Consider the following 20018-nt stretch of genomic DNA (forward strand, 5'->3'; position numbering starts at 1 on the left):
CGTCACGGTGGTCGGAGGCGGTGCACCCACTGGCGCATTGTCGAGTTCAGAATGCTCGCAGATAGGTCGATATCGATCATTCCGGTTGCGTGCGCGATGGCCAGTCCGGTGCCCGTCGCCAGGACGCCGACGGTTGCTTCCTCCGCGAGCGGGTTGTCGTCGCTCACCTTCGCGAGGTCGGCGACGAAGGCTTGCAGTAGTCCGCGGATACCGGCGAGCAACGCTTTCTGCCCCGCGACGCGTTCGGCATCGTGGCGGGCGGCCAGGGTGTATTCGGCGAGCAGGATGGTGAGGCGGTCGTCGCTGCCGAGTTTGCGCCACCAGGTGGTGACGGCTTCGATGCGGTCCTCGAGGGACGGGTCCGAGCCGGTGCCGAGGGTGAGCATTTCGGTGAAGGTGCGGGTGTAGTGGCGTTCCAATACGGCTTGGCACAGTGCTTCCTTGCCGGGGAAGTTGCCGTAGATGGAGCCCTGGGTGCGGCCGACGCGGGTGGCGATCTGGGCCATCGTGGTGCGGGTGAAGCCCTGGGTGAGGAAGAGTTCCTCGGCGGCGTCGAGTACGGCTTCCCTTGTCTGAGCCTGGCTTTGGGCTCGGACCGACCGCATGGCCCTGCTCACTGGTCGGATCTGTCCTTCCCGTTCGGTGTGGGTCGGTGACCATCCTGCCATGTCAATTCTGTCTCAGACAGCACTTGTATTTCGTATAGCGCCGCTATACCGTTTTCATTACCCGCCGGATTCCGGTCGGAGTTGCATCAGCGAAGATGTGGATGGAGACAGCTCATGGGCCGTACCGGCGCGCGCAAAGCCGCGGTGAATGTCGTTGTGGAGCCGGACTTTCAGGCGGTGATCGTCGGCTGTGGATTCGGTGGTATCGCGGCGGCGGTGGCGCTGCGCAAGATCGGTGTCACCAATATCGTGATGATCGACAAGCACGACGGGGTCGGGGGTACCTGGCACGCGAACTCGTATCCCGGTGTGCAGGTTGATATTCCGTCGATGGTGTACAGCTTCTCGTTCGATCAGCGGTCAGACTGGTCGCGGGTGTTCGCGCCCGGTGAGGATTTGAAGCGCTACGCCAATGAGGTGGTGGACCGGCACGGGCTGCGGGACAAGGTGCGATTGGGCACCGCGGTGACCGGGGCCGAATGGGATGAGGCGAACAGCCTGTGGCGTGTGCGCACCGATAAGGGTGAGGAGTACACCGCACGATTCCTGGTGCCTGCCCTGGGCGGTATCGAAGTGCCCAAGCTGCCCGATATCCCGGGACTGGACACCTTCACCGGCAAAATCATGCACACCTCGCAGTGGGATCATGACTACGATCTGACCGGTAAGCGGGTCGCCGTCATCGGTACGGGAGCCTCAGCGCTGCAACTTATTCCGACGATCGCCGATACCGTCGAGCATCTGACCGTATTCCAGCGCCGCGCCATCTGGATCGCTCCGAAACCGGACTGGGAAGCTGGGCCGGTGACGCAGGCGCTGTTGCGCAACAAGCTGTTCCGCGCGCCGGTGCGGGCAGCGGTGGGCGTGGGTGTGTCCGCGGGAACCGGTGGCGCGCTTATCGCCGGAAAGCGTGCACTGCCGGTGCTGAAGGTGGCCGAAGGCGCTTTGCGATTGTGGATGCGAACCCAGATCCCCGATCGTGAGCTGCGCGAAAAGCTCACCCCGGATTACCCTTTCGGCTGCAAACGCCCGTCGATGTCCAATACCTACTTCAAGACGTTCGCGCGCAAGGACGTCACCCTCGAAACCGATCTCATCGCCAAAGGCACCGAGACCGGGCTCATCACCCGCGACGGCACCGCGCGGGATTTCGATGTTATCGTCTGCGCCACCGGCTTCGCGGTGATGGGGGAGGGCACCACCCCGGCGTTCCCGACCTTCGGGCGCGGTGGCCTGGATCTGGGCCGGTTCTGGCATGAGAACCGCTTCTCCTCCTACCAGGGCGTCAGCATTCCCGAGTTCCCGAACCTGTTCACCATCGTCGGCCCGTACGGCTACGCGCCGAGTTCCTACCACTGCTTCGTGGAGGCGACCGCCGCGCATACCGCACGCGCCATCAAGGAGACGATGCGCCGCGGCGCGAAGGTGTGCGAGGTGACGCGGGAGGCGCACGATGCCTATACCGAGAAGTGCCGCAACAAGGTCGACCGGATCGGCTATGTCGACCTGTGCTCGGGCTCGAACACCTACTACATCAATTACCAGGGCGATGTGGCGCTGATCCGGCCCGAATCGCACGCGACCATGTGGTGGCAGAGCCGGTTCTTCCCGCATGAGGTCTACAACTACTCGCCCGGCGCGACCGCCCCGAGCGTCACGAAATCCACTGTGGGGGCGGCAATCCGATGACTCGACACGCAGATCCTCGCCTGGTTCTGATCACCGGCGCGGGCAGCGGCATCGGCCGCGCGACCGCGCTGCGCTACGCGGGCATGGGCGCGAAAGTGATCGTCACCGATATCGACGGTGCCACCGCCCAGACCACCGCGGATATGATCGCGGCCCAGGGTGGCAAGGCCGAGGTCTACATCCTGGACGTCACCGATGACAACGCCTGGCAGACCGTGGCCGCGCAAGTAGCCGAAAACCACGGCGTGCCGGACCTTCTCATCAATAATGCCGGATTCGGTATCGCGGGCGGATTCCTCGACCACACCAAAGCCGATTGGGACCGACAGCTCGCGGTCAACCTCGACGGGGTCGTCAACGGCTGCCGCGCCTTCGCGCCGCTCATGGTCGAACGCGGCAGCGGTCAAATCGTCAATATCTCTTCGGGATTGGGTTACATCCCGCTGGCTATGACGCCCTCCTACTGCACCTCCAAGGCCGCGGTCCGCATGTTCAGCGAATGCCTGCGCAGCGAGCTGGCCCCGAAAGGTGTTGGCGTGACCGTGATCTGCCCCGGCATGGTCGGCGGCACCAACCTGCTCAACCACGGCAGCATCGTGGCCGAAATCGACGGCTTCGATGAGGCGGACAAGAACGAACTGCAAGGCGTATTCGGTGCGCTGGCCGAGAAATACGGGCCGCTACTCACCTCACCTGACTACATCGCTCGCGGCATAGTCCGTGCGGCGCGGCACAACTGGGGCGTGGTGCCGGTGCGACCGGAGTCCTGGCTGATGTTCGGATTGCACCGCCTCGCACCCGGATTGCTGCGTTCAGGCGCGGCGCTGCTGGCACCCGAACGCGTCGAACGCGGGGTCGCGCTGGTCTCGGATCGGATCCCGCAGCGCTGGATCGACTTCGCCAAGACGCGCGCCGGTGTGTAGGCGAAACGCAGTGCCCGTCCGTATGACACTCAGCGAGAAAGCATTTCGATGAAAACAGCAATCGTCACCGGAGCCGCGTCCGGTATCGGCAAAGGCTATGCGGTCGCCCTGGTCGAGCGCGGCTACTTTGTCCTGGTCACCGATATCGACGCCGTGGGCGCGGAGCGAGTCGCCAAGGAATTGGATGCGCTCGGCCCCGGCCGTGCCCAAGCCAAGCGAGTCGATGTCACCGACGCCGACGCGGTCGCCACCGCCGTGCACGAGGTGGTGGATCAGCACGGCCGCCTCGACATGATCTTCAACAATGCCGGGCTGGCCGTCGCGGGACCGGTGGAACAACTCGGCGTCGAACACTGGCGCAAGGCGTGCGAAGTCATGGTCATGGGCGTCGCACACGGCGTCGACGCCGCCTACAAAGTGATGGTCGAACAGGGCTTCGGCCACATCGTGAACACCGCCTCGGTGGCCGGACTGATCCCCGCGCCCTTCATGGGCCCGTACAACATGGCCAAGCACGCGGTCGTGGGAATGACCCAATCCCTGCGCGCCGAAGCCGCACCGCGCGGGGTCAACGTGACCTGCGTATGCCCGATCGCGGTCGACACCAATATCGTGCGACAGACCAACGACGGTGTCGGCGCGGTCACCGAATCGATCCTGGTCGCAACCCTGTACAACCGCATCGAACCACTCCTGCACTACGTGCCGACCTTCCTGGTCGAGACCCCGGAATCGCACGGCCGCAAGGTCGTTCGTGCCGCCCTGCGCAATCGGTCCTTCGTGATCCTGCCCGCATACGGACGCGCACTATGGTGGCTCTCGCGCCTCAATCCGGTCATAGTGACCGGCCTCGGATCCGGGCTGACCCGCGTCGCCGATGCGCTCCGCCCCCGAGTCCAAGAGCAACTCACGACTCGCGCATCGGATGCTCGCATCATGTGAAAAGCACGGCGCTACAGTACTTTCGGACTTCGTGCACAACCACGAGCCACCCGGCTATCACTGCCCGTTCTGCTTTCTGCTCGACGGGGGCGAGACCCCACTCGACGGTCCCCGCTACAGTTCGAAACCGCTGCCGGACATGGCAACCGCGGACGCGCGGTCGCCCTATATCGACCGGCTGCGCAACCACCCGGAGTCGCCGGCGGACACGTGATGCCTGAGGCATGTTCGCCAGAGCGATGAATTCGCCTGCCCTTCGCGCCTACCTCATGACTGCGCCCGTTTCGATCGGTGGGGAGTCGCGCCGCTCGGAGCATTTCGGACAAGAAGCCACCGTGGTAGTCTCATTGTGTTCTTGGGTAGTCTCAGCCAGTGGCTATCCACTTGTACTACGCGCTTGCGCAGATGATGAGGAATGCCGGCGTCGACCTCACGCCAGAGCAGGCCAAGGATCTGATGCGTCGATGGCTCGCCGGTCAAGCCAAGGCATGGGGCGAGCCCGCACATGACCCCGCGACCGGGTGGGTGATGTACCAGCTGTGGATGCGTACCGACGACGGACAAGCCGTCCAGGTCACCGGCCGAATCACCCCGCCTGACTTCTATATCGTCGATGTCCGTCCGTTGACCAGCACCGAAATCGCCGAACTCGCCAAGTGGGAGGCCAGCAATGATTGACAACACCACCCACACCGATGACGTCACTCCCGAGCAGATGGCGCAGTTGCTGGCGCGCGTGCAGCGCGGCGCTGCTCCCGCGACAGCCCCCGAGCCGGGCAACGAGGATCGCATGCAACCGCGATCGGTGAAGTTGACCAAGGATCTGGACTTGCGCGTGGGGATCCGTGCCGCCGAACTCGGTATGACCAAGAGCCAGTATTTCCGTTGGCTGGCAGAGAAGGATCTCGAGAACGCCTACGGAGACAAACCGGAAATGGTGTCGCTCAAGCAGGTTCGTACCATCGCGACGCAGGCCATCGACGAGGCGCTGGCACGGTTGTCGCACCGCCCCGGCGACGCCGCCTGAGCGTCCGGGATTCCCAGGGACAGCGGATTGGACAAGGGCCCCGCCCCGCGTCCCAGGAGTACACGCAGAGCGGAACCCTCGTATCGGCTCGGACACATGGGTCGCGGCTGCGCCGACAATCACCGCATACCAAGATCGGCGCGTTTTAAACCGCGAACGGATCGAGAAATCAGGTGGTGGTCGCGGGCGGCTGCGTGTGGTGCATGATCGCGTCCCACCACGATTCCAGACGACTCGGCTCGGGCCACCGGACTACCGGTGCCTCATCCTCGGGCTCGATAGCAGGCGTACGCCGACTTTGTGCGGCCCGGGCATCGGGAGCTGTATCGCGCGAATGTGCCGGATGTGTTGCCATGACGAAATCGGTCTCCGATCGATTGCTTGCCCGATGCTCATCTCACCGGGCAGGCTGGGAGTTCAACCAGCCACGGCAGCGACATCGAGGCCAACCATGCGCGGGAGCACCGACGACGTTGTGGGCGACACCGCGAGAGCGGTCACCGTTCTCATCGTAGGCATCCAAGGTCACCGCTAGGCCAACGTCGGTTTGCGTGATGCACACGCGTTCGCGAAATACAGCAGAGGTCTAGCCTTGGTCGGATGGTGAGCAAGCACATGGTGGTGACGCTGAGTCAGGACGAGTGGGTGGTCCTGGGTGAAGCTGCCGATGCCGCTGGGATGGATATCGAAGCCTACGTGTCCTGGTGTGCTCGAATCTTTGTGACTCGAGCCCGACCGGGCGGTGGCAAGCGGGCCGACGAGCTACCTCGCTCTAGCGCCCGGCGCAACCGGCCCGGACCGGACGATGAGTCCGAATCGGCGGCCTGGGCCGAGACGTTCTCCGAGCGGCTATCGCACCGGGCCGACCGGGATATCGACAGCTGAGGCTTGGGCCGGGTTCATGATCTGCTGTCCGCAGCGGTGTCGGAATCGCTGTGCTCGTGAGTGGTCGCCGATCCGCGATGGGTCAGGGCGATTCCGGAACCGACCAGGCCGATCAGGGTCAGGGCGATGGCGATGCTGGGCCAGCCCGCGGTCTGCCAGTACACATCTTTCAGGGTGATGAGCAGTGCTGCTTCGTCGACGATCAGTCCCAGAGCGATACCCAGGGCGAGGCCCATCCAGGTGCGGGCGCGTGGGCTGCGGTCGACCATGCCGAAGATGGCGACACCCGCGAGCAGCAGGATTCCCCAGAGGTAGTGATGCAGGTGGGTGCCTCCTGCGGAGACGTTGCCGACATTCTTCGGATCGATCTGGATCAGCCAGGTCACCAGTCGTGCCCCGCCGAAGGTGATGGTGAACGCCACCCAGGCCAGCACTATGCCGCGACGAGATTCGTCGATGTCTCCCCATCGACGAGGTACCCGGAAACCAGACCGATCGCGCGCGGAGTTGATCATGCATCCGGTCTACTCCCTCTGCTCGGCAGCAACCGGTGCGGGTCGGCCGATGGGCCTCACCTGCGGGATGTGCCTGCCCGCATCGTGCGTGGTCCGCTATCGAGTGCCGGATTTCATCGTGCGCCAGATGTTTTCCGGGTGATGAGCTTGAGGATTCCCAGCAGGATCACCGCGCCGATGAGACAGGTCAGCAGGCTGAACAGCAATCCGCCACCGGAGACGTCCACCCCGAATCCGCGCAGCAGGAACCCGCCGATCAGGCCGCCGACGATCCCCACCACGATATTGAGCAGAATCCCCATCTGCGCATCCGTCTTCATGAGCTTGCTGGCAAGCCATCCCGCCAGCCCGCCGATAATGATCCAGCCGATCACACCGAGTGTGAGCATGTGTCCTCCTAGGGGCATCGCGTCCGTGCTTACCGAACTGCCCGCCACAGCGCCCGTCTAACCGATACGGCGCGATTACTTCTCGAGAGTGCTCGAGGTGGCGAAGTGATCGGCGACGATCGTGCGTGCGAAGGTGAGAAGGCGCTCGCGGGTGAAGATTTCGGGTTCGGACAGCAGCATGCGGCCCGCTTCCCAGGCGAGGGTGAAGATGACGCGGGCGGTCATCTCGATATCCATGGTCGGCATGCCGGGAGTGTCGCGCAGGTAGTTCTCGAGGAGTTCGGTGATGGCCTTGCGCTGTCGTTCGATGCGACGGCGGAATTTGGGGGTGGTGCTGTCGACCAGGCTGAAGGCCGCGCGCCAGCGGTCGGGGGCGGCCAGGACCTCGGTGAGGAAACCGTCGAGGTAGGCGATGATCGCGGGGCCGGGATCGGTGGATTCGCGCAGTGCGATCAGCAGTGGATGCACTTGCGCGAGAGCTGCATTGGTTTCACGGTCGAGCGAGGCGCGCAGTAGGTCGTCGGTATCGGAGAAGACGCCGTAGACGACCGGGCGGGTGACGCCGACCTCGCGGGCGACCGTATCCATCGAGACCTTGTGGATGCCCTGCTCGACGATGATCTTCAGGACCGCGTCCAGCAGCTGCTCGCGGCGTTCCTCGGGGGACATGCGCGGGGCGTATGTCCTGCTCCGTCGTGCCGGGGCGCTGGTCACGCCGGCTCCTTCCATTCGTGTCGCTACCTCGCGAAACACCTTACGGCCTTGACATCGGGCACCGTCGCCGCAAATACTACACTCACTGTAGCTACATTGGCTGTAGCTTTTGAGGAGGTCGCAATGACGCGCCGATACTGCATCATCGGGGCCGGATACACCGGGTTGGCGGTGGCGAAGGCGTATACGGATCTGGGTCTGGACTACGACCACATCGAGGCCACCGACGCGATCGGTGGCAACTGGTCGCACGGGGTGTACGACTCGACGTACCTGATCAGTTCCAAGGACATCACCGGATATCCGGACTATCCGATGCCCGAGCACTATCCGGACTTTCCCAGCGCCGCACAGATGCGCGACTACCTGCGCGGCTTCGCCGCCGAATTCGGGTTGGACCGCCGCATCGAGTTCGACACGCTGGTGACCGATATTGCGCCGCTCGATGATTCGGGTCTGGCCGGGTGGCGGGTAACCGTGGCGGACGGCACCGTGCGCGAATACGCCGGTGTCGTGATCGCCAACGGCCACTACTGGGATGTCAATATCCCGTCGTACCCGGGCGAATTCACCGGTCAGCAGATCCACTCCAAGAACTACAAGCGTCCCAGCGACTTTCAGGGCTCACGCGTGCTGGTGGTCGGGGCCGGAAACTCCGGATGCGACCTCGCCGTGGAAGCCGCCACCACCTTCGGCGCCTCGGAGATCTCACTGCGCCGGGGCTACTGGTTCATTCCCAAGTACGTGCTCGGCGTGCCCAGCGGCAAGTTCGATATCGGTTCGGTGCCGGTGCCGAAGGTGGTGCAGGAGGCGGTGTTTCGATCGATCATCGCGATCGGCATGGGCAGCTTCGCCAGCTTCGGCCTGGACAAGCCCCAGCACGGGATCTTCGACCAGGACCTGGTGGTCAACCAGCAGCTGCCGTACTTCCTCAAACACGGCCGCATCGCGGTCCGGCCCGAGATCGCGCGATTCGACGGGCACACCGTGCATTTCGTCGACGGCACCAGCGGTGAGTACGACAGCATCGTGTGGGCGACCGGATTCCGGACCACCTTCCCCTTCCTGCGCGACGGACTGCTCGAGTGGGAACAGGGCCAACCGAAGTTGGTGGCGCACACCTTCGCGCCGGGCCTGGCCAATCTGAGCTTCGCCGGACTGGTCGCACCGCGCTCGGGCGCGGGCATGCTGCTGATGAACAGCGCGCGACTGCTCGCCGAGGCCGCGCTGCTGCAACAGCGGTTGCACACTCCGGTCGGCGATCTTTACACCCGCGTCTCCAAACCGTCGGCGCGCATCCTGGCGGGCGGACCGGAATTGCGCTGGGAGGCACGGCGCGGCAGATGGCTGCTCCGCGCGATGGCCGAACTGTTGATCCTTCGCGGTCTGGTGACCGGATCATCGGTTGCCGCGCAGGCGAATTCGGTGGAGAAGCCCGGTCTGCCCGTCAGCGTGCTGCGCCCGATCCTCGCCCTCTCCCGCCGGATCGCCTGAAATCTCGTCCCCGACAAGGAGTCTGACCCATGCCACCCAAAAGCCGTGTTATCGCCGTCGGCAGCCCACTGACCCTGCCGTGCGGGGTGAGCCTGCCCAACCGCCTCGCCAAGGCCGCCATGAGCGAACAGCTCGGCGAGATCGACGGCGCTCCGAGCCAGACCGTGACCCGGCTCTACAGCGCCTGGGGTCGCGGCGGCGCGGGCCTGTTGATCACCGGCAATGTCATGATCGACCGCCGCGCCTACGTCGAACCACGCAATGTGACCCTCGAAGACGACCGGCATCTCGAGGCCGTGAGCAATTGGGCGCGTGCGGGATCACGCGACGGTGCGGTGATGCTCATGCAGATCAATCACCCCGGACGGGTTGCGGTCGGGCCGCTGTTGCGTCGGCCCGTCGGCCCGTCGCCGCTGCGGCCGCAGGTGATCGGCTACAACCTGCGCAAGCCGCGAGAACTCTCGCTCGATGACATCGCCGATCTGCGCCGCCGTTACGCACGAACCGCGGAGCTGGCGGTGGCCGCCGGATTCGCGGGCGTGCAGGTCCACGCCGCGCACGGATATCTGCTCTCACAGTTCCTGTCCCCGTTGGCCAATCAGCGCGAGGACCGGTACGGCGGTAGCGCAGCTAATCGTCGCCGCCTGCTGCTCGAGGTGATCGCCGATGTGCGCGCGGCCATCGGCTCCGATGCGGTGCTGTCGGTGAAGCTCAATTCGGCCGACTTCCAGGACAAGGGGCTCGAGGAAAGCGAATCACTCGATATCGCACTGGCTTTGGAGCAGGCCGGGATCGATCTACTGGAGATTTCCGGCGGCAATTACGAGGCTCCGGCCATGACCGGTGTGGTGGCCGATTCCACCCGCGAACGCGAAGCGTATTTCCTGCGCTACGCCCAGAACCTGCGTGCGCGCTCGACCATGCCGCTCATGCTCACCGGCGGCATCCGCACCCTTGACTTCATGAACGAGGTGCTCGCTCAGGGCGCGGTCGACGTGATCGGACTGGGCCGCCCGTTCGCGGTGCGCCCGGACATCGCGGCCGAACTGCTGGCCGGTACCGCCGAACCACAGGTGCTACCCACCGCACCGCGCATCCCGCTGCCCATCGCCCCGCTCAATTCCTATCTCCAACTCGCCTGGCATGCAGCCAATTTCCGTCGTATCGCCGCAGGAGACAAGCAGGTGAGCGGCCCGGGCGCGGTCCGCACCCTGGCCGCGGCCGGGGCCACCGTGACCGTGCGCGCCCTGACCCAGTTCTGAACCGAGGAGTCCCCTGATGAGCCTGCCCAAACCCACCCACGCGATGCGGGCCGTCGTGACCGGAGCCTCCTCCGGCATCGGCGTCGCCCTTGCCGAAGGTCTTGCCCGGCGCGGATATTCGCTGATCCTGGTAGCCCGGCGCGAAGACCGGCTGCGCGCACTGGCCGATCGCTTGGGCGACCACTACGGCATCGAGACAGAGATCCGGGCGATCGACCTCTCCGATCGCGGCGAACGCGCGAAACTGTGCGCCGAACTCGCCGAACGTGAGATCGCCGTACTGTGCAATAACGCCGGTTTCGCCACCTACGGCGAGCTGGCGACCTCGGACCCGGCCCGGGAACGACAGCAGGTCGAACTCAATACCGTTGCGGTACACGACCTCACCCTGGCGGTCCTGCCGTCCATGGTCGAGCGCGGGGCGGGAGCGATCCTGATCACCGGCTCCACCGCGGGCAACCAGCCCGGCCCCAACAACGCCACCTACGCCGCGTCCAAGGCGTTCGCCAATACCCTGGCCGAATCGCTGCACAGCGAACTGGCCGGAACCGGGGTGCAGTGCACGCTGCTCGCGCCCGGCCCGGTGCGCACCGAATACGCCGAGGTCGCACAGGCCCCGAACCTGGACCGCATGGTGCCCGGCCCGCTGTGGGTGAGCGCGGAACAAGCCGCCGAGCAGGCGATCTCGGGTATGGCCGCCGGACGTCGCCGGGTCGTGCCGGGAGTGTTCGCCAAGGTGCAGACCCTGGGCGGCCAGTACACCCCACGCGCGTTGGTCGGGCCGATCCTGCGCACCGTCTATCGAAAGGTCAACTGATCATGGGCTGGGAACCCGCCATCCGCAGCATGGGCCGCACCCTCGGGGGCGATCTGCGCCGCGTGCTCGCCCTGGGCGATCCGCGCAAGAGCCTGTACCGCGATGCCCACTACTTCAGTGCCACAGTGGAAATCGACCCCGACCGTATGAACCAGTGGCTGGCCGCCGGCGTGCGGCTGACCGAACCGGCTCGCGCGGACCTGTTCACCGCTTGGTTTCCCGACAATAATTTCGAATCGCCGGGCTATCACGAAGCCGGGATCTTCGTGCACGTGAAGACGGTGCAGGGCACCGGAATCCATTGTCCGTGGATGATTCTCGACGATGACGTGGCCCTGATCATCGGCCGCGAATTGCTGGGCTACCCGAAGAAGCTCGGCGAGATCGACTGGACGGTCACCGATACCGAGATCCGCGCCGAGGCCACCCGCCGCGGGCACAAGTTGCTCAGTATGGGCGGCCGGCTCGGTGAGGTGATCGCGGACCCGCCGCCGATCCTGGGCCGACCGCACCGCAATGTCGTGGGTTCGGCGGGACTGTTCCCCTCCTGGCTGGTGGGGTTCACCCCGCGCGAGAGCGTGGTCGAAGTCCGCAAGGTCGAGGACTTCCACCTGGAAGTCCTCGGCTCCGAACGTGATCCGCTGGACCAGTTGGGTATCGGCCGGGTCATCGAAGCGCGCCTGCACCGCGTCGACCTGCTCGGGGTATGGGTGCCGCCCCTGCCGATCCGCCCACTGACCCCGCTGTTCTCGATGGCCCATATGCGGCCCCGAACCCTGTGACCGCCTCACTCACCGCCGCCAGGAGGCTCGCATGAGCATCGCCGAACGCCTCGCCACCGAACCGCTCGCCATTCCGCGACCGGCCACCACCGCACCGTTCGCCCGCATCGACACCTTCGACAAGGCGCTCACCGCACCCGGTGGCTTCGGCCCGCGCTTGCGCGCATCCCGCACGGCCGCACTGGATTTCCGCCGTGAGTTCGCCGCCACCGGCACACCGGATTCGGTGCGCACCCACGATCTGATCTCACTGCCGTACCCCACCGGGTACGGGCTGTTCCGGGCCGCGATCAGCCCGACGCCGTTCCTCACCATTGTCAATCGCATGCTCATCGTGCGCTGGACCGACACCGACGGCACCCGCCGCACCCTGCTATTCGAACCGAGCGATCACGAACTCGACTCCTACACACCGTATTTCGCCGAGCTCCAGCGATATACGCCGGGCCCGCTGCGTAACCTGTTCGTCCATGAGTACACCGATGTGCTCAGCGCCTGCCGCACAGCCGGGATCGATCCGGCCGAGGTGGACTACCTGGCGTTCGATCATCTGCATACCCAGGACGTGCGACGCTGGCTCGGCACCACCCGCCCGCAAGCCGATATCAGCCCGAACGCGCCCGTGGCGGCGGCATTTCCGAACGCGACCCTGCTCGCCCAGCGCGATGAGCTCGAGGCGATGGCGGATCTGCACCCGTTCCAGCGGCCCTGGTACCAGCCCGCCACCTTCGTCGACGTACCGCCGGAGAAGATCACTCCTCTGGACGGCAGCGTGCTGCTCGGTCCCGGCGTCGCGCTGCTGGCCACGCCCGGGCATGCCATGGGCAATCAATCCCTCGTCCTGAACACCGATACCGGAATCTGGGCGATCAGCGAAAATGCCATCGCCGCAGAGTGTCTCACCCCCGAGCACTCCCGTATCCCGGGTGTGTCCCGTTCGGCCCGCTCGTGGGGCCACGAGGTGATCCTCAACGCCAACACCATCGAGACCACCTACGAGCAGTACAACTCGCTGGTGATCGAGAAGACCATTGCCGATGTGTCCCAGCGGGATTCACGCTTTCGGCAATTCTTCCCCTCCAGTGAGCTGACCGGCGCACGCTTGAACCCCGGCACCACACCGACTTTCACCCACCGTGCCATCGGGCACGGCTGACCTCATCGGCGGAACCATGACCAGCACACCACCGGACCCCGGGTTCTTCGCCGGACTCCTGGACCCCGCCCAGCGCGCGGACCCCTACCCGCTCTACGACCGGATTCGGGAGCAAGGGCCGATCCGGCTCGGTAAGACTCCGGTGGTCGTGCTGTCCTCGCATCGGGACTGCACGACCATCCTGCGCCACAGGGCGGCCGCCGTGGAGCGGCATCACGCCTCGATCCCATTGGGCCCCACACCTGTCCACGACCTGGCGGGGGACCGGGCCGGTGAGTTGTCCGGGACGGCGTCGATGCTGTTCCGCGATGCTCCCGACCACACTCGCCTGCGCAAGCTGGTGGCCAAGGCGTTCAGCCCCGCAGTTGTGCGCGGTCTCGAGCCGCGCATCACCGCGATCGCCGATGCGGCGCTGGACCGCGCGGCCGAACGCGAGGAATTCGACCTCGTCGCCGATCTCGCCTATCCGCTGCCGATCACGGTGATCTGCGAACTGCTCGGCGTCCCCCTCGAGGATGAGCCCCGGTTGCGCGGCTGGTCGATGCAGTTGGCGCGGGCGCTGGACCCGATCTCGGCCACCGGTGCGGGCCGCCCGGATCCGGGTGAGATGGTCCGTGCGAACAATGAATTGCACGACTATTTCGAAGAACTCGTGCGTCATCGCCGCACCCGGCCGGGGGAGGATCTGCTGTCGGCGCTGATCGCCGCCGAAGAATCCGGGGACGCGCTCACCCATGGCGAGCTGATCGCCACCTGTGCCCTGCTACTGATCGCGGGACACGAAACCACCGTCAACCTCATCGCCAACACCGCGCTCACCCTGCTCCGGCACCGTTACCATCTGGCCATCCTGCGCACCGCACCAGCCTTCGTCACCTCGGTGATCGAGGAGAGCCTGCGTTATGACCCTCCGGTTCAGCTGGTTCCGCGCATCGCCCGTGAGGCCATCGCGTTGCCCGACATCGATATCGCCGCCGGGGATCTCGTGGTGCTGCTGTTGGCAGCCGCCAACCGCGATCCGGAGGTGTTCCCCGATCCGCACCGGTTCGATCCCGCACGCGGGGACCGGCATCTGGCTTTCGGTCTGGGACAGCACTTCTGCCTCGGCGCTCCACTGGCCCGCCTCGAAGCCGCTGTCGCACTGCGGTGTTTCGCCCGCCGTATCCGCGACCCGCGCCTGATCGATGAGCAGCCGCCGTATCGCGAACATGTCACCCTGCGCGGCCCCGCTCGGCTACCGCTGTCCTTCGCTTCGATCGCCGAATCACACGCACTCGCGCGGGGCCAGCGGTGAGGTGCGGGTGCAGCCAGGGACGCAGGAGGCGGTTGACCGCCGGGACGGCGAAATAGGTCATGGCCGTGCTGAACACGCACACGAACAGGAGTGTGCGCACCACGACCGGTAGATCGCCGAGCAGCCGGATCAGAATTGTGTTGCCGAACAAGGCGATCGGGAAGATCGCGAATCCGGAGGCGACCGCTTGTTTCCAGCGCGGCACGCGAGTTAGTGGCTGTCCGCAGAGCTGGGCGTTCATGCCGAGCGCGGGGCGGCGTGCACGAGGTGTTTGATTTCCTGGAATTCCTCGAGTGCCCGTAGGCCGTTGAGGCGGCCGACGCCGCTCTGTTTAAAGCCGCCCTCTTCAAACTGGTCGTGCACGATGGCCCAGGTGTTGGTCCAGACGGTGCCCGCCTGTAGTTCGCGGCCGACGCGCAGTGGCCGGTCCACGTCGCGGGTCCAAATGCTCGCGGCCAGGCCGTATTCGGTGGCGTTGGCCATGGTGACGGCGGTGCGCTCATTGTCGAAGAGCTCGAACGTCGCGACCGGGCCGAAGACCTCCTGCTGCACGATCGGCGCGGTGGTGTCGTCGACCTCCACCAGACTGGGGCGGTAGTAGGCGTCGAGGGCATCGGAATGCGGGTTCACCAGACCGCCGCGCTCGATGACGCTCGCGTAGCGGGCCGCCTCGGCGACCATGCGATCCACGCGTTCGGCATTAGGGCGATCGATCATCGGACCCATATCGCTGGCCGGATCCTCACCCGGGCCGACCCGAACCGCCGACAGCGATTTGGCCATGCGTTCACGCAATTCATCGGCGATACCGTGCTGGGCCAGGATGCGGCTGCCGGTCATACAGAACTGGCCGGTGAAGGTGGTGACGGCTTTGGTCAGCGCGGGGACGACCGCGTCGAGATCGGCGTCGTCGAAGACGAGCATGGGGCTCTTACCGCCCAATTCCAGTGAGAGCGTTTTCAATTGGGCCGCGGCCTGCGCCATGATCATGCGGCCGACCTGGGTACTGCCGGTGTAGCTGATCACCTCCACATGCGGTGAGGAGACCAGCAGGGGCGCAGCGGCATTGCCGGATTCGGTGAAGCTGTTCATCACGCCCGGAGGCAATGCCGGTGTGGCTGCGAAGATTTCGTTGAGCAGGCCATTGACCAAACCGGTCTGGCCGGGAAGTTTCATGACCACGGGGCAGCCTGCGGCCAGGGCTGGTGCGAATGAGCGCACCGACAGCACGATCGGGGAATTCCAGGGCGCGATCACCCCGGCGATTCCGGCGGGTTCGGTGAGCGTCATCGAATATAACCCGGGTTTGACCTCGGCGGCGCGCCCGCCCTCGACCAGTGCCAGCGCCCCGTAATAGCGCAGCTTGGGAATGGCCAGATCGATCTCGAATGCGGCCTCGGCGAGGATCTTCCCATTCTCCCGAGCCAGCAAGTCGATGAGTTCCGCACGCCGCGTGGTCATTTCATCGGCCAGCTGGAACAGCGCACGCGAGCGCAGTTCCCGGTCCCGGGTCCAGTCCGACTCGGTGAACGCCCGGCACGCAGCATCGATCGCGGTCTGCGCGATGGTTTCGTCGGCGTCGGCGAAATGGCCGAGCACGGTCCCGGACGCGGGGGCGAACGAGAGCGTCGTGGCGGGGCCGTCGACCAGGTGTCCATCAATGAAGTGGCGTCCGGGAGATAATCGGTTGTCTGCCATGGTTTCTCCTGTTCGAAGCGGAGTTCGCTCAGAGTTGGGCGGCGATGTGTTCGGCGGCCATGATGACCGTGGTGTTGGTGGCCGCGGACGGGACGTCGGGGAAGATCGAGGCATCGACCACCCGCAATCCGGAAACCACACGTACGCGGCCGAGATGATCCACGACCGCATCAGGATCGTCGGGACCGCCCATGGGAATCGTCGAGGTGGGGTGGTGGTAGGTATCGAGCGTCTCGCGCATCGAAGCGTCGATGTCATCGGTGCTCGCATTCGCCCCGGGCGCGATCTCGTGATCGATGAGATCCGCCAGCGGGGACTGTGCGGCGATGTTGCGAGCCAATTCGATGCCATCGCGCATGCGAGACCGATCATGGGGATCGGCAAGGAAATTCAGATCGATGCGCGGTGCGACCGTCGGATCGCGGCTGACCAGGGTGAGCGTGCCGCGCGACACCGGGCGGGTGAGCGCGACCGCGAGCACGAAAGCCGAGCCGGTGGAGCTGATTGCCTGATCGACCAGATGCGTTGCGGTGATATGGATGTCGAGCTCACCCGGGGTCGCGGAGGAGCTGGCCGTCCACACCTTGGCCCCGATCACCGGATACGGGTCCCCTATCCGCTCCGGGTCAGCGGCATAGGCGTTGTAGTAGAACGGATGGTCGTACAACCGCACCCCGACAGGTAGGTCCGCCACCGCTCGAATACCCAGCACCCCAAGCTGTTCGGACGGTCCGATACCCGAGCGCATCAGAATCGCGGGACTGCCGTACGCACCGGCGGACACGATCACCTCACCCGCGCCGATCTCGCTACCATCGGCCAATTTGACCCCCACGGCCTGTTCGCCGTCGAACAGCACGCGATCGACCAGCGCGTTGTCCCGGATCGTCAGATTGGGCCGTGCGCGAACCGCCTCGGTCAGGTATGCCATCCCGGTATTGACCCGCACCCCGTCGATCACGTTCATCGCATATGGTCCGACTCCGTGCGCGTCGCGGCCGTTGAAATCGTCAACCGCGAGAAGCCCGGTCGCCAAAGCGGATTCGACGAACGCCCGCTGCATCGCGCTCACCTCGTCCAATCCGAGCTGCCGCACCGGGAACGGCCCGCTGCGCCCATGCCATTCGTCCTCCCCGGCGGTCGTGGATTCCAGCGCTCGAAACGTGGGCAGCACCTCCTCGAATGACCAGCCCTTCAAACCCGCTGCGGCCCAACGATCGAAGTCGGCGGGCCGCGCCCGCGCCACCACCGACCCGTTCACCGCCGAACACCCACCCAGCACTTTGCCGCGCCACGTCTCGATCGGACGCCCGATGTACCCCGGTTCGGAGTGGTACCCCCAGTCGTGCCCGGTGAACACCCCCAAATTGGCTGGGGACGAAACACTTTCGGGATACCCGTTCGGTGGATAGGCGGGCCCAGCTTCGAGGAGCAGCACCGACCGTGCCGGATCCTCACTCAATCGGGCGGCAAGTACGGCACCTGCCGAGCCGCCCCCGACAACGACGACATCATTGGTTTCGCTGATGGACACGGCATTTCTCCTCGCGCGTCGGTGAATCGACTCCTCGGTTCCGCATCGGTTGTCCCCGGCGGTTCGGTGAATCCGGAACCGAATCCTTCGCCAATGAAGGTTCCGATCCAGGGTTCAAGGACAACATCACAGCTATCTAATGGCAACCGTCACGGGCGGGCCGTTATGGGCCGTTAACTGCCGATCGGGCCGTTTCGACGCCGGTCATCGCGGGTGTGAGCGCGACACGGTGTTACACAAGTGATCTGTGGCACATGCCGATCGTTATCTGAAAACATCGACGTTTTTCACTAGCGGCGATTCGGACCGGAGTCGAGATACGCGGTGATTGCCGCGTAGCGATGCGGGTATCACGCCGCTGATGAGTGCCGGGCACGAAGGACGGGAGAGATCATGACGCGACAGGTTGGCGATCATGTGGTCGAGCGGCTGCGTGAATGGGGGGTCGAGCAGGTATTCGGGTATCCGGGGGATGGGATCAACGGGTTGATTGCCGCATTCGGGCGAGCAGACGGGGATCCCGCGTTCATTCAGGTGCGCCATGAGGAGATGGCGGCCTTCGCGGCGGCCGGGTATGCCAAGTTCAGTGGGAAGGTGGGCGTGTGTGTCGCCACGTCCGGGCCGGGGGCGATTCATCTGCTCAATGGGCTCTATGACGCCAAGCTCGACCATGTGCCGGTGGTGGCGATTGTCGGGCAGACCGCGCGCAGCGCGATGGGCGGGAGCTATCAGCAGGAGGTGGATTTGCAGAACCTCTACAAGGATGTCGCCTCGGATTATCTGGTGGAGGTGAATGTTTCGAGCCAGCTGCCCAATGCCTTGGATCGCGCGTTCCGGACCGCCGCCGCACGGCGTGCGCCGACCGCGGTGATCATCCCGTCCGATGTGCAGGAAGAGCCGTATGAGCCGCCAACCCATGACTTCAAACAGGTGCCGTCGAGTTCTCCGGACCCGTTCTCCACGTCCGTGATTCGTGCGCCGCAGGATCAGATCGAGCGTGCCGCGGAGATTCTGAACGCTGGCTCTCGCGTGGCGATCCTGATCGGTCAGGGCGCGCGCGGCGCTGCCGAGGAGGTCAAGCGCATCGCGGATCTGACCGGGGCCGGGGTGGCCAAGGCGCTGCTGGGCAAGGACGTACTCTCGGACGAATTGCCCTATGTCACAGGCTCTATCGGACTGTTGGGCACTCGGCCCAGCTATGAGCTCATGCGTGACTGTGACACCTTGCTGATCATCGGATCCAATTTCCCTTACACGCAGTTCATGCCGGACTTCGGCCAGGCCCGGGCCATTCAGATCGATATCGACGGCGCGATGATCGGAATGCGGTATCCCACCGAGGTGAATCTGGTCGGCGATGCCAAAGCCACACTGGCGGAGCTGATTCCGCTGGTACATGCCAAACCCGACCGGGCCTGGTCACTGGAAATCGAGCAGAATGTCGTGCGCTGGTGGCAGACGATCGAACGCCAATCCATGCTCGACGCCAAGCCGGTCAATCCCATGCGCGTGGTGTGGGAGCTGTCGCAGCGCATCCCCGAAAACGCCATCGTCACAGCGGATTCGGGCTCATCCACGAACTGGTACGCACGGTGTCTGCGAATGCGCGGCGATATCCGCGGCTCACTGTCCGGAACGCTCGCCACCATGGGACCCGCCGTGCCCTACGCTCTCGGCGCGAAGTTCGCCCACCCCGACCGCCCGGCCATCGCCCTGGTCGGCGACGGCGCGATGCAGATGAACGGACTGGCCGAACTGCTCACCGTCGCCCGCTATCAGGATCGCTGGAGCGACCCGCGCCTTATCGTGTGCGTCTTCCACAACAACGACCTCAACCAGGTCACCTGGGAATTGCGCTCCATGGGCGGCGCACCGAAATTCGAAGAGTCGCAAACTCTTCCGGATATCTCCTACGCCGACGTAGCCCGTAGCGCCGGTCTGGCCGCCATCGAAATCGACTCCGCCGATGAGGTCGGCCCGGCGTGGGAGACCGCCCTGGCGGCCGATCGCCCCATCCTGCTCGACTTCCGCACCGATCCCGAGGTACCGCCGATTCCCCCGCACGCCACCTGGGAACAGATGAAGGACACCGCCGAAGCGATCCTGCGCGGCGACCCCGGCGGCTGGCACCTCATCGCCCAGGGAGTCAAAACCAAAGCACAGGAAATGTTTCCCGCCCGCGATAAATAGCCCACGTATGTGGTTTGTCCATTTTCGCTGGGGAAAGGT

19 protein-coding genes are annotated in these 20018 nt (G+C 65.2%); 13 read left to right on the forward strand and 6 right to left on the reverse strand.

Translation table 11 applies throughout. From position 1 onward, the window contains the following. Positions 1–2: 2 nt before the first annotated feature. A complete protein-coding gene (locus ACFC4D_RS13435; protein ID WP_376063026.1) occupies positions 3–605 on the reverse strand; it encodes a TetR/AcrR family transcriptional regulator in 603 nt (200 codons plus the stop codon). A gap of 177 nt (positions 606–782) precedes the next feature. Here ACFC4D_RS13435 and ACFC4D_RS13440 point away from each other — a divergent pair, with 177 nt between their 5' ends. From ACFC4D_RS13440 to ACFC4D_RS13465, 6 genes are all read left to right on the forward strand, one after another. Then, positions 783–2357: a flavin-containing monooxygenase gene (locus ACFC4D_RS13440; protein ID WP_376063027.1), complete on the forward strand. Its 1575-nt coding sequence runs from the start codon at positions 783–785 to the stop codon at positions 2355–2357. Continuing rightward, positions 2354–3280, forward strand: coding sequence for an SDR family NAD(P)-dependent oxidoreductase (locus ACFC4D_RS13445; protein ID WP_376063028.1), 927 nt, complete (start codon positions 2354–2356; stop codon positions 3278–3280). Before ACFC4D_RS13440 ends, ACFC4D_RS13445 begins: the two co-directional genes overlap by 4 nt. Positions 3281–3328: 48 nt before the next feature. Beyond that, positions 3329–4222, forward strand: coding sequence for an SDR family NAD(P)-dependent oxidoreductase (locus ACFC4D_RS13450; protein WP_376063029.1), 894 nt, complete (start codon positions 3329–3331; stop codon positions 4220–4222). A 372-nt stretch (positions 4223–4594) separates the two neighbouring features. Continuing rightward, positions 4595–4900 (forward strand): hypothetical protein, encoded by a 306-nt coding sequence (locus ACFC4D_RS13455; RefSeq protein WP_375960105.1) that lies wholly within the window; start codon positions 4595–4597, stop codon positions 4898–4900. Then, a complete protein-coding gene (locus ACFC4D_RS13460; RefSeq protein WP_376063031.1) occupies positions 4893–5249 on the forward strand; it encodes a hypothetical protein in 357 nt (118 codons plus the stop codon). Before ACFC4D_RS13455 ends, ACFC4D_RS13460 begins: the two co-directional genes overlap by 8 nt. Positions 5250–5849: 600 nt before the next feature. Beyond that, positions 5850–6134, forward strand: a complete 285-nt coding sequence (locus ACFC4D_RS13465; RefSeq protein ID WP_376063032.1) for a hypothetical protein — start codon at positions 5850–5852, stop codon at positions 6132–6134. 14 nt (positions 6135–6148) lie between these two features. Here ACFC4D_RS13465 and ACFC4D_RS13470 read toward each other — a convergent pair whose 3' ends face one another. From ACFC4D_RS13470 to ACFC4D_RS13480, 3 genes are all read right to left on the reverse strand, one after another. Next, on the reverse strand, positions 6149–6649 hold the full coding sequence (locus ACFC4D_RS13470) for a hypothetical protein (protein WP_376063034.1): 501 nt from the start codon (positions 6647–6649) through the stop codon (positions 6149–6151). 113 nt (positions 6650–6762) lie between these two features. Continuing rightward, the gene (locus ACFC4D_RS13475; protein ID WP_375960099.1) at positions 6763–7038 is read right to left on the reverse strand and encodes a GlsB/YeaQ/YmgE family stress response membrane protein; all 276 of its coding nucleotides are present in this window, start codon (positions 7036–7038) and stop codon (positions 6763–6765) included. A gap of 75 nt (positions 7039–7113) precedes the next feature. After that, positions 7114–7752: a TetR/AcrR family transcriptional regulator gene (locus ACFC4D_RS13480; RefSeq protein WP_376063036.1), complete on the reverse strand. Its 639-nt coding sequence runs from the start codon at positions 7750–7752 to the stop codon at positions 7114–7116. A 123-nt stretch (positions 7753–7875) separates the two neighbouring features. Here ACFC4D_RS13480 and ACFC4D_RS13485 point away from each other — a divergent pair, with 123 nt between their 5' ends. The 6 genes from ACFC4D_RS13485 to ACFC4D_RS13510 are packed head-to-tail and all read left to right on the forward strand — an operon-like array spanning position 7876 to position 14557. After that, a complete protein-coding gene (locus ACFC4D_RS13485; protein ID WP_376063038.1) occupies positions 7876–9246 on the forward strand; it encodes a flavin-containing monooxygenase in 1371 nt (456 codons plus the stop codon). 29 nt (positions 9247–9275) lie between these two features. Next, positions 9276–10508, forward strand: a complete 1233-nt coding sequence (locus ACFC4D_RS13490; protein ID WP_376063040.1) for an NADH:flavin oxidoreductase/NADH oxidase family protein — start codon at positions 9276–9278, stop codon at positions 10506–10508. A 16-nt stretch (positions 10509–10524) separates the two neighbouring features. Further along, a complete protein-coding gene (locus ACFC4D_RS13495) occupies positions 10525–11325 on the forward strand; it encodes an SDR family NAD(P)-dependent oxidoreductase (protein WP_376063042.1) in 801 nt (266 codons plus the stop codon). Between the two features lie 2 nt (positions 11326–11327). Next, positions 11328–12107 carry an acetoacetate decarboxylase family protein gene (locus tag ACFC4D_RS13500; RefSeq protein ID WP_376063044.1) on the forward strand — a complete coding sequence of 260 codons (780 nt, stop codon included), beginning with the start codon at positions 11328–11330 and terminating at the stop codon, positions 12105–12107. Positions 12108–12138: 31 nt separating this feature from the next. Continuing rightward, positions 12139–13263: a hypothetical protein gene (locus ACFC4D_RS13505; protein ID WP_376063046.1), complete on the forward strand. Its 1125-nt coding sequence runs from the start codon at positions 12139–12141 to the stop codon at positions 13261–13263. A 16-nt stretch (positions 13264–13279) separates the two neighbouring features. Then, positions 13280–14557, forward strand: coding sequence for a cytochrome P450 (locus tag ACFC4D_RS13510; protein ID WP_376063048.1), 1278 nt, complete (start codon positions 13280–13282; stop codon positions 14555–14557). 237 nt (positions 14558–14794) lie between these two features. Here the strand turns inward: ACFC4D_RS13510 and ACFC4D_RS13515 are convergent, their stop codons facing one another. Together ACFC4D_RS13515 and ACFC4D_RS13520 are read right to left on the reverse strand one after the other, a co-directional pair. Next, positions 14795–16255 carry an aldehyde dehydrogenase family protein gene (locus ACFC4D_RS13515; RefSeq protein WP_376063050.1) on the reverse strand — a complete coding sequence of 487 codons (1461 nt, stop codon included), beginning with the start codon at positions 16253–16255 and terminating at the stop codon, positions 14795–14797. Between the two features lie 28 nt (positions 16256–16283). Then, complete coding sequence (locus ACFC4D_RS13520; protein WP_376063052.1) at positions 16284–17789, reverse strand: GMC family oxidoreductase; 1506 nt, start codon at positions 17787–17789, stop codon at positions 16284–16286. 393 nt (positions 17790–18182) lie between these two features. Here ACFC4D_RS13520 and ACFC4D_RS13525 point away from each other — a divergent pair, with 393 nt between their 5' ends. Beyond that, positions 18183–19979, forward strand: coding sequence for a thiamine pyrophosphate-requiring protein (locus tag ACFC4D_RS13525; RefSeq protein ID WP_376063054.1), 1797 nt, complete (start codon positions 18183–18185; stop codon positions 19977–19979). Positions 19980–20018: the final 39 nt, after the last annotated feature.

This window comes from Nocardia sp. NPDC056000 (assembly GCF_042269265.1).
Taxonomy (GTDB): Bacteria; Actinomycetota; Actinomycetes; order Mycobacteriales; family Mycobacteriaceae; genus Nocardia.